Raw genomic sequence first — 15,641 nt, 5'->3', positions numbered from 1 at the left:
CTCTTACCTAAATAAAATGAAAGAAATAGCCAATCAATTTAACTTGAAAGGAAACCTCCTTTCTGTGGAACCTTATGGCAACGGACACATCAACCGTACGTATTTGGTAAAAACCACCGATACAAATTATATTCTTCAAGGGATTAACAGCAATGTGTTCAAAACCCCCGACAGCATCATCAAAAACATCGAACTGCTTTGGGAAACTGAACCTAACAATCACATCATTCTCCCAATGATGAAAGCTAAACAAGGAGGATACTCCGTAAATGCCGAGGGCATTGTATGGCGTGTATTCCCTTTTGCCGAAGGTTATACTTCTTATGAATTCATCGAAGCTCCTTGGCAAGCCGAAAAAGCTGCTACTGCCTTTGCAACTTTTATGAAAACCTTTGCCAATATCGACACCTCTCGATTGCAGGCTACCATTCCTAATTTCCATAACGGAGATTTACGCTTCCAACAACTCGAAGATGCTTATGCTCAGGCAACACCTGCACGCAAAGACAAAGCTGAAAAGCTATACGAATTTGCGCAAAAACACAAGGTAATTTTCGACCTTATCCAAAAAGAAGTAGACGAAAAGCGCATCCCCATTCGTGTAACCCACAATGATACCAAAATCAATAACGTACTCATCAATAAATTCAATCCCGATGATTTTAGAGTAATCGACCTCGACACAGTGATGCAAGGTATCTTACTCTACGATTTCGGCGATATGGTACGTACTTCGGTAAGCCCTACCGAAGAAAACGAAGCCGATGAAAGCAAAATCGTTTTCAATACCGAGTTCTTCGAAGCGCTCTGCAAAGGTTTTTCAGTAATGAACCCTGTGATGACTCCCTCAGAGAAAAAACACATCGTCGACGGAGCCAAATATATGATATTCATTATCGGTATCCGTTTCCTCGCTGATTATTTTAACAACGATGTGTACTTCAAAACCTCATATCCTGAGGAGAATTACATTCGTGCCCGCAACCAGTTCGTGCTCTTTCAGCGTTTGGAAGACAAAGAAAAAGAACTCAGAGCAATTGCTAAAAAGTACTTTAAATAGGTAATACAAACTTTTAGTTTGAAACTTTGCCAAAGTTGAAACCAAGCTAATTTTTAATTTAAAATCTATTTTTTTTACTATGAGAAATGTTTTTATAACCTCCCTTTTACTTATTTTGCCACTATCTACGTTTGGACAATCTCCATTCTCAGTGAAAAAAGTAGGAGAAAAAGGAAGTCCTATTTTGTTTATTCCAGGACTTGGCTGCTCCAGCGATGTCTGGCAAGAGACTGTATCTGCTCTTATCACTAACCACACTTGCTACCTGCTTACCTTAGCGGGGTTTGGAGGAATTACCCCTGTAAAGAATCCAAGTTTGGACTATTGGACAGATGCCATTATCTCCTATATCAAAAAGGAGAACATCCAAAAACCTACGATTGTAGGGCATAGCTTAGGGGGCATCCTTGCTATGAAAATAGCTGCTAAAGCCTCTGACCTACTTGATAGAATAGTGATTGTAGATGCTTTGCCTTGCTTGCCTTTGCTTTCTGATCCTAATTTTAAGATAACACCTAACAAGGATTGTTCTCCTATGATCAAGGAACTTACAGCAATGCCCAAAGAAGACTTTGAGCGTTCGCAAATGGCTTCAATGATGTACTATACAACAGAGGAAGCCAAGAAGCCTACCATCGTTCAGTGGAGTGTAGCCTCAGATAGGGAGACCCTCGCCAAACTTGTGTGTGAAATCTCTAATACAGACCTCAGAGAGGAAATAAAACAGATAAAAGTGCCTGCCTTAGTGCTCTTAGAGTCCGTATTTACTTCTTCAAAAGACAACATAAGAGATCAATATCAAAATTTATCTTTGAGAGACCTTAGATATGCCAATAAAGGGCTCCACTTTATTATGTATGATGACTTTGATTGGTATTTGACTCAGCTAAAATCCTTTATAAGATAAGAAATATATTGTCTCTACAAGAATCATATCTATTAGGAATTGTCTTTGACAGCACTCCCTCTTTCCATTATATTATTTAATTAAGTAATTTCTAAACAAAACTAATAACTAAAATTAAAACTATATGAAACACTTAGAACAAAAGTTTCAAGAAGTTTTCGGTGCTCCTGCCGAAAAACAATTCTTCGCACCAGGACGTGTGAATCTCATCGGTGAACACACCGACTACAATGGCGGTAATGTGTTTCCTTGCGCTATCGACAAAGGTACTTACGGTCTCGTAAAAAAACGCAATGACCGCAAATTCCGTATGTATTCTGAAAACTTTGCTGACCTTGGCGTAATGGAGTTCACCCTCGACGAACTTACCAACGACAAAAAACACGATTGGGCTAACTACCCAAAGGGTGTGATTAAAATGTTCCTCGAAGCAGGACAAAAAATCGACTCTGGTTTCGATATTCTCTTTTCTGGGAATATCCCTAATGGCGCAGGGCTTTCTTCTTCTGCTTCTATTGAGATGCTTACCGCTATTGTGCTAAAAGACCTCTTCCACCTCTCTATCGACTCTGTGGAAATGGCGCAATTAGGCAAGAAAACTGAAAACCTATTCATTGGGGTAAACTCTGGTATTATGGACCAATTTGCGGTAGCTATGGGTAAGAAAGACCACGCTATCCTCCTCGATTGCAACACCCTCAAATATGCTTATGTCCCTGTGGTACTTAAAGATGAGGTAATCGTGATTGCCAATACTAACAAACGTCGTGGTCTCGCCGATTCTAAATACAACGAACGCCGTGCCGAATGTGATGAAGCCTTAGCCGAATTGCAAACTAAATTACCTATCAAAGCCTTAGGAGAACTCTCTATTGAACAATTTGAAGCCAACAAAGACCTCATCAAGAGTCCTATTCGACAAAAAAGAGCTAAACACGCAGTGTATGAAAACCAACGTACTCTTAAAGCACAAAAAGAGCTTTCAGCAGGTAATTTAGCTGAGTTTGGTAAATTAATGAACCAATCGCACATTTCTTTGCGCGATGATTATGAAGTAACTGGCGTAGAACTCGATACTTTAGCTGCCCTTGCTTGGGAACAACCTGGCGTAGTAGGTTCACGTATGACGGGCGCTGGCTTTGGCGGTTGCACTGTAAGCATCGTGAAAAAAGACAAAGTAGACGATTTCATTAAAAACGTAGGCGAGGCTTACAAGAACAAAATAGGTTATGCTGCCGATTTCTATATCGCTTCTGTAAGCGACGGCGCTAAAAAACTATAAACAAGACAAAGTATGATAACCATCAACAAAAGCCTGTTCGGTACTCACAACGGACAGGCTGTCTATCAATATACCTTACAGAACGCCAATGGATTCCGCGTGTCTGTTTTGAACTTAGGCGGTACTATTACCGAAATAGCTGTAAAAGATAAACATAACGTACTGAAAAACGTAGTGTTAGGCTATGCGCATTTGGAAGATTACATAGGTAATGGTGCCTATAATGGAGCTACTATTGGGCGCACTTCAGGGCGTATTCACAACGCTACTTTCACTATCGACGGGAAAACCTATCACCTATTTAAAAACAATGGTGAAAACTCATTGCACGGTGGTAAAGAAGGTTTTAGCAGTAAACTCTTTGAAGTAAAAGAGCTCGCTAATGGTTTAGAAATGCACTACACAAGTCCTAATGGTGAAGAAGGCTACCCTGCAAAAGTAGATTTCAAAGTGATTTACACCATCACTGATGACAACAGCCTGCATATTGCTTACGAAGCCGTTGCCGATGCCAAAACCTACCTCAATATCACCAACCACAGTTATTTCAACCTTTCAGGTGATATGGAAATGAATGGCGATACCCAAGTATTACAAATCGCTGCTGATAATATTTGTGAATTGGCAGAAGGATTGATACCTACGGGTGATTACATAGCTGTAGAAGGTACTACTTTCGACCTCCGCAAAGGTAAAGTCATCGCTGAGGGTATTGCTGAAGGGCACCCTCAATTTGAAATCACTCGTGCCTACGACCACCCCTTTGTGCTCAACCACAGCGGACTTAAAGGTGCTCCTCAGTTGGTATTACATTCTCCTGAGAGTGGTATTACTATGGAAGCTTATACTACCCAGCGTGTGGCTGTGATTTACACTGGTAACTTTTTAGACGATGTACCTGTATTCGATAAGGTATGTACTGCCAAAGAAAAACCATCAAAAAACCCACGATTTGTAGGTGTAGCTATTGAGATGCAAGATTTCCCCGATGGTATCAATCAGCCGAAGTTTGGGGTAAAACCCTTAGAAAAAGGGGAAGTGTACAAGCAAGAAACCGTTTATAAGTTTCTTATTAAATAACGAATAGTCTTGTTAATTATTAATTGATAATTATTAATTGTGAAAGTTTATATTGAAGTAGAAAAGCTCATCAGTTATGCGGTACTTCATAACTTGGTGAAGGAAGACGACCGTATTCTTGTTACCAATGCTGTTTTGGAAAGTATTGGTTGCGATAGTTATACCGAGTTTACAAAAGAAGAGCAAGCTCAAATCGCTAAAGAGGTAGCCCAGATAACTTATCCTACAGAAGTACTCGACCGCTTAGTGCAGTGGGCAGCTGAGAACGGCACCCTCACTACCGATACGCTTACTTTCCGTGACCTACTGAACTCTAAGATTATGGGACAAGTATTACCTCGTACATCGGTAATTCGTAAAGACTTTTGGCATACTTACCAAAGGAGCAAAGAGGACGCTACCCAACAGTTTTATGAGCTCAACAAGCAAAGCAACTACATACGCACCGATAGAATTGCTAAGAACATTCTGTGGGAACACAATAGTCCTTATGGCAATTTAGAAATTACTATCAACCTTTCTAAGCCAGAGAAAGACCCTCGTGATATTGCTGCCCAAAAAGATGTGGTAGCCACTAACTACCCAAAATGTTTGCTCTGTAAAGAGAACGAAGGCTATATGGGACGTGTGAATCACGCTGGTAGGCAAAACTTGCGCACGATTAAGCTGGATTTAGCCAATGAGGAATGGTTTTTCCAATACTCCCCTTATATCTATTACAACGAGCATTGTATCGTCTTTTCGAGTGAGCATCGCCCTATGAAGATTGACAAAGCTTGCTTTGAGCACGTATTGGGCTTTGTAGAGCAATTCCCTCATTACTTCCTCAGTTCTAATGCCGATTTACCTATTGTGGGAGGCTCTATCCTCTCACACGACCACTTTCAAGGCGGACGACACGTTTTCCCTATGGAAAAAGCTACCATAAAAGAACGTGTGAGCTTTAAAGGCTTTGAAGATGTGGAAGCAGGTATCGTAAATTGGCCTATGAGCGTATTGCGATTGCGCGGTGAGAAAGACCGCCTCATCGCCTTAGCTGATGTAATCTTGCAATCGTGGATAAATTACAGCGATGCATCATTAGGCATCTACTCGCATACTGAGGGTGTGCGTCACAATACGGTAAACCCTGTGGCACGTTTTAAAAACGGCAAATATGAACTCGATTTGGCTTTGCGCAACAACCGTACGGATACTGAGCACCCTATGGGTATCTTTCACCCTTACGAACATCTGCACAATATCAAAAAAGAGAATATTGGGATTATTGAGGTGATGGGCTTAGCGATTTTACCTGGTAGGTTAAAGACTGAAATGGCGAGCATTAAAACCTTGCTTAGTGAAGCCATTACAGCTGGTAACGCTTTCAGCACTGTATATTCCCAAATGAACGCTGACTCTGCTTTGCAAAAACACACTCAGTGGTTAGAACGTTACGTGAATACCTCCCCTACTCCACTTTCTATAAAGAACTTAGATAACTTTATTAATAGGAGTATAGGCGATACTTTCTGTGAAGTATTGGAGAATTGTGGCGTGTTCAAACATACTCCAAAAGGAGAAGAAGGGTTTAGGAGATTTGTTGCTCAGGCTCAAGTTTAGGTAAAAGGTAAAAGATAAAAGGTAAAAGATAAAAGGTAAAAGATAAAAGGTAAAAGATAAAAGATAAAAAAATAAAGTATATTCAAGGGACGTTTATAAAACGTCCCTTTTTTAATAAGAAAGGCAATAATACAAGAAACGCCAATAATGCCAAAAATACCAATAATGCCAGAAATAATAAACTTTGGCAAAGGTGCGAGCCGCACAGGCAGTCGTAGCACGATGGGCTATTAACTTTGCCAAAGTTTTAGATAAAAAAGCGATGTATTGAGTACTGTTAGGAGGATTCGGAAGAAAACGGAATTTTTCAGAAGAGAGCTGAGAGAAGTTTTGGTGAAAAAAGGCTATAAGAAGGGTATGGGTAGCTTATAGAGAGCTTATAGGAAGCTTATACGAATCTTGGACGATTGGTATAGAAAGGGTATATAAATAATTGATTCATACTGTAATACAACAAGGCTAAAAATGTTAAAAACGGGGTTTCGAGGCGAAAGAAAAAGAATCCTCTCCCCGTCCCTCTCCCAAGGAGAGGGGGTGCAATGACGAGGGACGAATGACGAATGAACAAGGACGGGTGGAAAATTAGAAAATGAAAGAATTAGTAGATGAGAATATTAGAGAGGCTGTCTTGAAGAGGCTCTGAGTATCTTTAGTAACTCTGAGGACTAATTGCTAACAACCGTGAATAATTTAGACATTAGTTGTCTGTGGCTAATTGTGCTTTACCTTTTGTCTTTTAACTGATAATAAACAACTTATCTATTAAACAATAAAAATAAATGCTAAAATATTTGCGTAGTATAAAAAATAGTCGTAATTATGCACCGAAAATAAAGACATATTAAAAGCGTTAGCTTTTGTTCTGTTGTCAGAAATCTGGTACATTTCAAAAAGTAATACAGTAACAAAAAGTTGATGCCTACGTTATAGCGTGGGTTACACTTTCTGTATTACAAAGTTTACCAGAACTCCTGACAACAGATAGTAAGTAATTCACGCTTTCTGTTTTTATGAAAAAAGCGTTAGCTTTATTCTGTTGTTGGGAATCTGGTACATTTCTACAATTTAAGTAATACAGAATAAGTTAGCTTATGGAGCAAAGGAAGCGCAATTGTGTCTTCCTTTGCCGTATGCAACTTCTCTTCTAAGAATAAAGATAATACTTCAGATTAAAAAAATGAACAAACCAAAAAGAATAGTAAAAAATATTTTTTTACACTGTCTTTTTTACTTACCTTGCTATTTCTTTTAGCTTGTTAATTTCTTGTGAGGAAAGACAAAAAAAGTCCTAAATAAGAAAAAAGTAAATTATACTCTTGCAGAGACAGGGAAGATGAGTTTAAAAAGATTTAGTGAATTGTAGAAAAAAGAATTAAAGATTTTGAAGAAAATTCTTTTTACATAAAAATGAAAGACTTAGAGAAGAACGAGAATGGTTTGATCAACTAATAAACTCTCAAAGAAATAAGGAAGAATAGTGATAGCGTTGTAGAATGTTTAATTTAAAAAATCAAAATAAAATGGAAGTAAAAGTAGACAACTATTATTTTGCACAGAAAAATAGCATGGAAGATTTCTTTCCTTGTAAGGTGATTAAAATACACTCTAATATGTGTGAAGTGCAAAATCTTGAAAAAGATGAAAAAGTAAAAATTAGAGCTACAAATATCATAGATATTATTATTGAAAAAATAGCAGTAGATATAGCTACTCTCATAAAGAGCAAGGGTATAATCTTATATTCTTTTATAGGGTTACAAAAAAGAGATGGATTAGCAAATGAGCAAAACTACTCTTTTCATTCTTACATATCCTTAGTAAAAGAAGAAAATTTAAAAGATTTCAAAAACAAATTTAATAATCTTTGGAATCAATTTTATCATGGAAAGATTGAAGAAAATAATTTTAAAAGAGAGATAGGTTATATATATACTATCAATGAGTTATTCCAAAATTTAGAAAAAGTGTATAGTATACAGTTTAGCCCTGAAGAAAAAAGAGAGATCATACTAAAAGCAAAAAAACCAGGAAAATAAAGCTATTTTTGGTAAGAAATTATAATTTAAACTATTCTTAAAATCGACAGACTCTTTCTACAATAATCTTTTATAAACAATTAAAATATAGTAAAATAAATAATAACAAAATAAATATATAATATCATGAAAACAAAGACAAACAACAAATTATTTTTCAGCCTATTTATAGGTGTGATGTTATTGGCTTTTTTAACTTTGACATCTTGTCAAAAAGACAGTAACGACGAACCTCAGAAACCACAAACGGGTAAAACCGATAAACCTAATAATGGTGGTGGAAATAATGGAGGAGGTAATCATGGTGGTTATATACCAACACCTGATATTCCGAAAGTAGATGTAGAACCATTAATTTCTAATTTTTATCAAAAACTTAAAAATGTCGATAAAAATTATAAGTTTGTTCCAAGTAAAGAATTTAGTGGAAGATTACCATTTGAAGAAATCAAACTTAAAGAAGAAGATAAAAGAAAATTGGTTTTAGACACTAATATAAAAGGAAATTTTGAAGTTCGATTACACCAGGTTTGGAAAGCTACAAACGATGGTGAATTTAAAAATGGTACTTATACAACACGAGGTGTTGGATATAAATATGCAGAAAAAGATGTAGAGGGTATTGGTTTTAGTAAAATTGAAATTATTATTAATACGGACACAGGTGAAACAGTAAGTAGTACTATTGAAAATAGAAGTGGTGGAAAGTTTGAAATACAAATAGATTATAGATTTAAAACAGGAACTATACCGTATTTTTATCTTTATGAAACATCTGTTAAAACCCTAAATGGTGTTAAAAAGGTTTATTTTATTGTTACTAATATGGAGGACTTAAAAGAAATTGAAAATGAAAAAAATGACATGTTTGGTGCTTTTTCGATTGATCGAGTTAGAGATGTGATGTTCGAAGGTTTAGATTTACGGGATTATAGATACGCTAAAAAGAATGATAAATAATTTAGAAACAATAAAACCAAGATTAAAACAAGTTTTTGACTTAAATAGGGATGATTTATTTTTTCATTTGTTACTAATACAACGAAAGAAAGAAAATGAAGGAATGATTAATAAAAACACCAATGTTGTAAAATCGTACATAGTAAAAAGTATCGATTGCTCCTAAAACTTCATCGTTACGACTTGGCAAAAGAACAATACAGAAAAAAAACTTTTATAAAAAACTAACATCAGTTATCTGCTTATATCAAGCTCACATTAATTATGGCAGTAACCTCCTATACTTTGCCAAAGGAAGCAGCGTGTGCTACTTCCTTTGGTATTTTTTATTAATTATAGGTAGAGATAAATTTTTAGCATTAGCAAATTTGAAGATTGGAAAATTAGTAAATTAAGAAGTGGTAGAAATTAGTTGGAGAATCCCGGAAAGACTCAGATAATTCGGACAAGTGGAATGAGCTGAGGAAGGGAGTAGGAGGATTCGGAAGGAAACGGAAAAGAACGGAAGAGAACTGAGAGGGATTTTGGTGAAAAAAGGCTATAAGGAGGGTATGGTTAGCTTATAGAGAGCTTATAGGAAGCTTATACGAATCTTGGACGATTGGTATAGGAAGGGTATATAAGTAGTTGATTCATACTGTAATATAACAGCGCTAAAAATGTTAAAAACGGGGTTTCGAGGCGAAAGAAAGAGGAATAGGTGATAGGCCTTAGGCCATAGGCACTAGGAGGGAGTATGACGGAAAAGATGGAGTGTAGTGACGAAGAAAATAATGAAACATCCCCCTAGCCCCCTTCAAAGGGGGGAATGTGATGACGAAAAAGGGAAGTAATGACGAGGGACGAATGACGAATGAAGAGAGACGGGGGTGACGAATGACAAAGGAACAATAGAAGGAAAATGAGGGTTTTATTTTCGTGAAAGGCAGGTCTACAAAAAATAAGAGTTTATAATAATATACAGTAGATTTGGTTTTAGAAAAGTAGCATTCTGTATATTATTTTTATTATTTTTTATATCTTTGCATTTTAAAAGTGATTTTATACGATGAAAAAACGCTTCTTACTGCTCCTTTTATTCGGTTTAATGCTCTGTCTTACAAAAGTATGGGGGCAGACACACGTGTCGGGTAAAGTGATTGATGAAAACGGTAACCCCGTGGCTTATGCCAATGTGATTTTTGCAAAGACTACCATTGGAGCTTATACCGACGACCAAGGGCGGTTTTCTCTGTATTCGGAGAAAAGACAGAAGGATTTGGAAGTCTCACTTATAGGATACAACACTAAGAAAATACATTTAGACAAAGACAATACCAAAGATTTGGTAGTGGTATTGGTGGAAGGGGAATTGCTCGAAGAGGTAACAGTTGTAGCGAAACCTACTAAGGCACTTTCTAAAAAAGAGAACCCTGCCTATACCGTATTGCAAGGTATTTGGAAGAATAAAAAGAAGCGTGGACTACAAAACGCCACGGCGTATCAGTTTAAAAAACACAGTACAACGGAATTGGGGGTGAACAACCTCGATACCATCTTCTTAAAAAAGGCTTTAGGAAAGGAATATGACACTATCAGGCGTATTCTTTCTGAGAAGAAATACAAAGAGACCTTCTCTCTGCCAATGTATCTCACTGAAAAGATAGAAACGGTTTACGGCGACAATCAGTTGGGGAAAAAGCGAATAGACATAGAAGCTGAACGTGCTCAAGGGATTGTACAACAAGGATTTGGATTGGAACGTGTAAGTCAGTCGTTTGACGATTTTGATATTTACGACAATACTTATATGATACTGAACAAGCCCTTTGTGAGTCCGCTAGCGGAGTTTGGTTATGGCGTATATCTGTACGTGCTGAGCGATACAATTCAGAGAGACGACCGCTCGTTCTATCGCATCAACTTTTTTCCTCGTGATGACCAAGATTTAGCATTAGAGGGTAAATTTGAAGTAGACACTAAGACTTATATAGTGAGTTCGATACAGATGCGCACTACGGCTAAAACGAATATCAACTTAGTACGTGGACTTTCTTTTGAAAAATACTTTACCATTGCTAACGACAGTATATACCTTCCTGAACGCGAGATACAAGAAGGGGACTTTACGCTTCTGACAAAGAAAGACGAGGAAAAGGGATTATATGTAAAGAACTACATCACTTTTTCGGATATTATTCTCAACAAGCCTAAACCTGCTAATTTTTATGACGAACAGGTGGTAAAGGTTGCGAAAAACCAGTTTTACAAAGACGATAGTTATTGGGACGCAAATACCTTAGGAGGGGCAGACCTCACTAAAACGAAAGTTCTGATTCGGGAAGTGGGGAGCAATAAACGCATCAAGATGATAGGTGATGTAACCGATATCGTGACGTCGGGCTATATTCCTATTGGCAATTATATGCAGTTTGGCAGGTTTTGGCAAACTTTCTCGAGCAACAACGTAGAGGGTTTACGGCTAAGAGCTGGCTTTCGTTCGTTCTTCTCTACCGATGACCGCTTCCGCACCTATGTATACGGAGCTTATGGGGTGAGAGACAAAGAGTTTAAATACGGTATCAGTGGTAAATACCTTATCTCTCACAGTCCGCGTATTACCTTTGGAGCAGGCTATCAGAACGACAATTTGCAGTTGGGTACCTTTGTAATGCACGACGATACTGAGCTGAATTTTGAAAAGACAACCAACTTTATCATTGCGCGTGGTGAGAACTATTATCTTACTCGCAACAAAAAAGTACAAGGTGTTATTAACTATGACATTGTGCCTAACTTGCAGTTTTCGGTATTTGGTACTTACCAAAAACTCACTTCGGCAAGCGAAGAGAACTTCCTTATTGCCTACCGAAATCCCAAGACAGGCAAGGAAATTCACGAATACGACAATTTTTATACAGGGGCACAATTTACCTTTACCCCTCACCGGAAGGTATTTGGCTATGGGGTGGAACAGCGTTATGGCAAAAAGCTCTTTCCGATGTATACCCTTAAATACTCCAAAGGCGTAGACGGTGTATTAAACAGTAAGTTTGATTACGACAAAGTGCAAACGGTGCTTTACAAACCTATTCCGCTTTTCGGGTACGGTATTTTCCACGCTACGGTGGAAGCAGGCAAGGTATTCGGTACAGCACCTCTGATAGCACTAACCCCTACTCCTGCAAACCAATCGTATTCATCAGCTCCTAACACTTTTGCGCTTTTAGATTACTACGATTTCATTACCGACACCTATATCAATGGATATTTTGAGCATCATTTTGATGGATTCTTGTTCAACCGCATTCCTTTTTTACAAAAAATGCGCTTTAAGAGTTTAATATTTGGACGATTTGCTTACGGAACACTCTCTGACAAGAACAAACAAGCTAATATTACCAATATTATATTCAATTCACCTGAAAAACTGTATTGGGAATACGGATTTGGGATTGAGAACATAGGGTTAGGAAACTTTCGCTTTATACGAGTAGATTTCGTATGGCGCAACGATTTCAATGATGTGAATGGGGTACGTAATCCTAAGTTTGGTGTACGGATTGGGATAGTACCATCGTTTTAGGTAAAAGGTAAAAGATAAAAGGTAAAAGATAAAGCCAGCGAGGGCTCACAATTAGGTATGTGAGTAAAAGGTAAAGGGTAAAGGGTAAAAGATAAAAGGTAAAATAGATACTTTGTAATGAAGCAACAAAATATAAACAACTTAGTTCGGTTAGGGGAACTACTTTCTAAAACCGAACAATTCAACGATATATTTGATAAAGTAGAACAGCAGAACAGTTGGTTTACGGGTGCTAATGTAATATTTGCCTTTAAATCGTGGAGTGAAGCCCTCAGTGAAAACAATGTACAACAATGGCTGTCGCAATATCAATTACCACAAACTACTTCGCCTAAAAAAATATTGATTATAATGGCTGGTAATCTGCCTTTGGTAGGCTTCCACGATTTGTTGTGCGTATTGGTAGCAGGACATAAGGCAATAGTAAAGCTCTCCAGCGACGACCGCGTACTACTTCCCTACCTCATAACACAGATAAGGACTTTTGCCCCTGAATGGGCAGAAGCGGTAGCTTTTACAGATGATAAAGTAACTGAATACGATGCCGTAATAGCTACGGGTAGCGATAATACCGCACGCTATTTTGAGTATTACTTTGGCAAGAAACCCCATATTATAAGGAAAAACCGCCATTCAGTAGCCGTACTTACAGGTGAAGAAACACCTGAGGAATTGCAGGATTTAGGTAAAGACATCTTTTTGTATTACGGCTTGGGTTGCCGAAGTGTTTCTAAACTATTTGTACCCCAAGGTTATGATTTCGACCTATTATTTCAGGCTATCTACCCGTATAAAGACATTATTGAAGAACAAAAATACGCCAATAACTACGACTACAACAAAGCCGTTTACCTAATGAGCTTGTATAAACTACTCGAGAACGGTTTCTTACTGCTGAAAGAAGACGAACATTACGGTTCACCTATTGCGACTCTTTTCTATGAATATTACACCAATAAAGAAGCTCTAAAAAAGAAATTAGCCACCGACAGAGAAAAGATACAATGTGTAGTAGGTCATAATTTTATAGATGGTGAAATACCCTTCGGGCAAACGCAGACTCCTAAACTATGGGATTACGCCGATGGTGTAAACACGCTTACGTTTTTACTAAATTTGTAACAGCTAAATAAAAAGAATTGTTCACATAGAAAAAACACAGATTAACAACCTACTAACTATAAGACACTTAAGAAATAATTTTAGCATTTTTGTAAAAAAAATGTTCAAAAATATTGCAGGTATAAAAAAAAGTAGTACTTTTGCCACCGCATTAAAGGAGAAGTAGTGCTTTAATGGCAGAATGGTCCGTTCGTCTAGGGGTTAGGACGCAAGGTTTTCATCCTTGTAACAGGGGTTCGATTCCCCTACGGACTACAAGCATATATTAAGTTTTTTGGATTAAACAATAATTTTCAAGGTCCGTTCGTCTAGGGGTTAGGACGCAAGGTTTTCATCCTTGTAACAGGGGTTCGATTCCCCTACGGACTACTAAATGCAACTATTAGAAGTATCTTCAAAGGAAAGGTACGGCGATAAAAATAAAACTAATAAAGGAAAATGGCAAACCATAAATCAGCATTAAAAAGAATCAGAAGAAACGAAGCAGCTCGTTTACGCAATCGTTATCAACACAAGACGGCTCGTAACGCCGTGAGAAAACTACGCGCTTTGGAAAATGTAGAAGAAGCCAAAGCTCTTTTCCCTAAAGTAGTTTCGATGATTGATAAACTTGCTAAGAGAAATATTATTCACGCTAATAAAGCGGCGAATTTAAAGAGCAGTTTAGCTAAACATATTAACAAGTTAGCTAAATAGTCATTTAGGTTTTAGATTTATCACTAATAGCCAGATTTATGTAAGTAAGTCTGGCTTTGGTGTTTTCAGTAATACAAGAGGTTATGAAGTACAGATTTTATATATTATTCAGTTTATTAACGTGTTTCATTTCGTGTAATGACGACAAAGAGGCTAACAAAACAACGCAAGCGCACAAAGTTAAATCAATTGACTTTGAGGAGTTCAAATTGATAGACCTTACCCCTAAAGCTCAAGAAGATATGAAGCATTGGAAGAGTTTTCAATCGCTGATGCAGGTGATTGTTTCGATGGCTCCTGCCAAAATTAAAAACACAGATGATTTAATGCTCTTAAACCCCGATAGTCTCTTGGTGTACAGTAGACTGTACCCTATCAACTCTAAAACTGAAAACATCAATAGCTTAGTAGAACGTGATTGGCGAGCTCCTGCAGAGGCTTCGAAAGATACTGTTTTTAGGTTTGAAAAGAAAAAGAACAATGAGGTAGCCTCTTTACAATGGAGTAGGTTTTTGGTAGCAAACATTCCTTATACTTTTTCTGTAGTTTTAAAAAAAGTAAACTATCCAAAAGTAAACCTAAATTTCTCAGAGTCTAACACCGATGAACTATCGGCAACCTTTGCATTAGATACGCTTAACTCCTCGACAAGCAACGTAAAAAAGACTGCTTTAGAAGACGATTGGAACAGATATCAGATTACTTTTTCACCTAAAAAATCAGCTCCTTACACTATAAAACTTTCCTTAGATGAGAATGCTAAAGAGAATGACAATGTAATTCTGTATCGTTCTGTTTTAGAACTTCCTGCTAAATACTTTCACAAAGTAGGACAGTATTCGGACAAGATTGTGGGGGAACATTCGGAAGTAGAGAGCTCTTATTATTCAGTATTCTTTTGGTTGGTGCAGATAGAAGATGCCTTACGAGAATTACTCAGCGATGACGCTACCTTCCCTGAAAAGATAAATGTTCCTACTGTGAAAGCACGTCTTAGACTTTTCCAAACACAGATAAAAGCTTTAGCTGACAATGTAAAGAACAATCCAGATTTTAAAGAAGAAGAGCTTAAAAGCAATATTTCGCTATTAGGACAAACGTTTAACAGTGTAATTGCGCGTATCAATAACATCTACGGAAACGACTTGGAAGAACGAATGAAGTTTATTGGTACACAAGACACAGATAGCATACCTAAATAAAAACGTGGAGAAATTTGAGTAATAGTTAAATATTAAAAATATGAAAATACTGTAATCCGAAATTTAGTGTTGTTGACCTTAGTAACAAAAATACTTATAAAATCTTGTAAAGATTATGTGAATTACGTA

11 protein-coding genes and 2 tRNA genes are annotated in these 15,641 nt (G+C 37.2%); all 13 read left to right on the top strand.

Annotated features, from left to right (window positions below; translation table 11 throughout):
- The first annotated feature begins 16 nt into the window (after positions 1 to 16).
- The 13 genes from HW279_RS07100 (at position 17) to HW279_RS07040 (ending at position 15,512) form a co-directional block, all read left to right on the top strand.
- Positions 17 to 1,060 carry a phosphotransferase enzyme family protein gene (locus HW279_RS07100; RefSeq protein WP_088594647.1) on the top strand — a complete coding sequence of 348 codons (1,044 nt, stop codon included), beginning with the start codon at positions 17 to 19 and terminating at the stop codon, positions 1,058 to 1,060.
- Between the two features lie 79 nt (positions 1,061 to 1,139).
- The gene (locus HW279_RS07095) at positions 1,140 to 1,967 is read left to right on the top strand and encodes an alpha/beta fold hydrolase (protein WP_178958470.1); all 828 of its coding nucleotides are present in this window, start codon (positions 1,140 to 1,142) and stop codon (positions 1,965 to 1,967) included.
- Positions 1,968 to 2,091: 124 nt separating this feature from the next.
- Positions 2,092 to 3,249 (top strand): galactokinase, encoded by a 1,158-nt coding sequence (locus HW279_RS07090; protein ID WP_178958469.1) that lies wholly within the window; start codon positions 2,092 to 2,094, stop codon positions 3,247 to 3,249.
- Between the two features lie 12 nt (positions 3,250 to 3,261).
- Positions 3,262 to 4,329 carry an aldose epimerase family protein gene (locus tag HW279_RS07085; RefSeq protein WP_178958468.1) on the top strand — a complete coding sequence of 356 codons (1,068 nt, stop codon included), beginning with the start codon at positions 3,262 to 3,264 and terminating at the stop codon, positions 4,327 to 4,329.
- A gap of 39 nt (positions 4,330 to 4,368) precedes the next feature.
- On the top strand, positions 4,369 to 5,931 hold the full coding sequence (locus tag HW279_RS07080; RefSeq protein WP_178958467.1) for a UDP-glucose--hexose-1-phosphate uridylyltransferase: 1,563 nt from the start codon (positions 4,369 to 4,371) through the stop codon (positions 5,929 to 5,931).
- 1,520 nt (positions 5,932 to 7,451) lie between these two features.
- Positions 7,452 to 7,967 carry a hypothetical protein gene (locus HW279_RS07075; protein WP_178958466.1) on the top strand — a complete coding sequence of 172 codons (516 nt, stop codon included), beginning with the start codon at positions 7,452 to 7,454 and terminating at the stop codon, positions 7,965 to 7,967.
- Positions 7,968 to 8,093: 126 nt separating this feature from the next.
- Positions 8,094 to 8,927 (top strand): hypothetical protein, encoded by an 834-nt coding sequence (locus HW279_RS07070; protein WP_178958465.1) that lies wholly within the window; start codon positions 8,094 to 8,096, stop codon positions 8,925 to 8,927.
- 1,048 nt (positions 8,928 to 9,975) lie between these two features.
- A complete protein-coding gene (locus tag HW279_RS07065; RefSeq protein ID WP_178958464.1) occupies positions 9,976 to 12,492 on the top strand; it encodes a DUF5686 and carboxypeptidase-like regulatory domain-containing protein in 2,517 nt (838 codons plus the stop codon).
- A gap of 117 nt (positions 12,493 to 12,609) precedes the next feature.
- Positions 12,610 to 13,614 carry an acyl-CoA reductase gene (locus HW279_RS07060; RefSeq protein ID WP_178958463.1) on the top strand — a complete coding sequence of 335 codons (1,005 nt, stop codon included), beginning with the start codon at positions 12,610 to 12,612 and terminating at the stop codon, positions 13,612 to 13,614.
- Between the two features lie 183 nt (positions 13,615 to 13,797).
- Positions 13,798 to 13,869: transfer RNA gene (locus HW279_RS07055), tRNA-Glu, on the top strand.
- Between the two features lie 42 nt (positions 13,870 to 13,911).
- Positions 13,912 to 13,983 (top strand) — tRNA-Glu (locus tag HW279_RS07050).
- A 69-nt stretch (positions 13,984 to 14,052) separates the two neighbouring features.
- Entirely contained in the window at positions 14,053 to 14,310 is a 258-nt protein-coding gene (gene rpsT / locus HW279_RS07045) for a 30S ribosomal protein S20 (RefSeq protein WP_002670974.1), read from the top strand.
- 83 nt (positions 14,311 to 14,393) lie between these two features.
- Positions 14,394 to 15,512 (top strand): hypothetical protein, encoded by a 1,119-nt coding sequence (locus HW279_RS07040; protein ID WP_178958462.1) that lies wholly within the window; start codon positions 14,394 to 14,396, stop codon positions 15,510 to 15,512.
- The last annotated feature ends 129 nt before the right edge of the window (positions 15,513 to 15,641 follow it).

This window comes from Capnocytophaga sp. oral taxon 903, assembly GCF_013394785.1.
Lineage (GTDB): Bacteria > Bacteroidota > Bacteroidia > Flavobacteriales > Flavobacteriaceae > Capnocytophaga > Capnocytophaga ochracea.
This window is presented reverse-complemented; position numbering and strand designations above follow the sequence as displayed.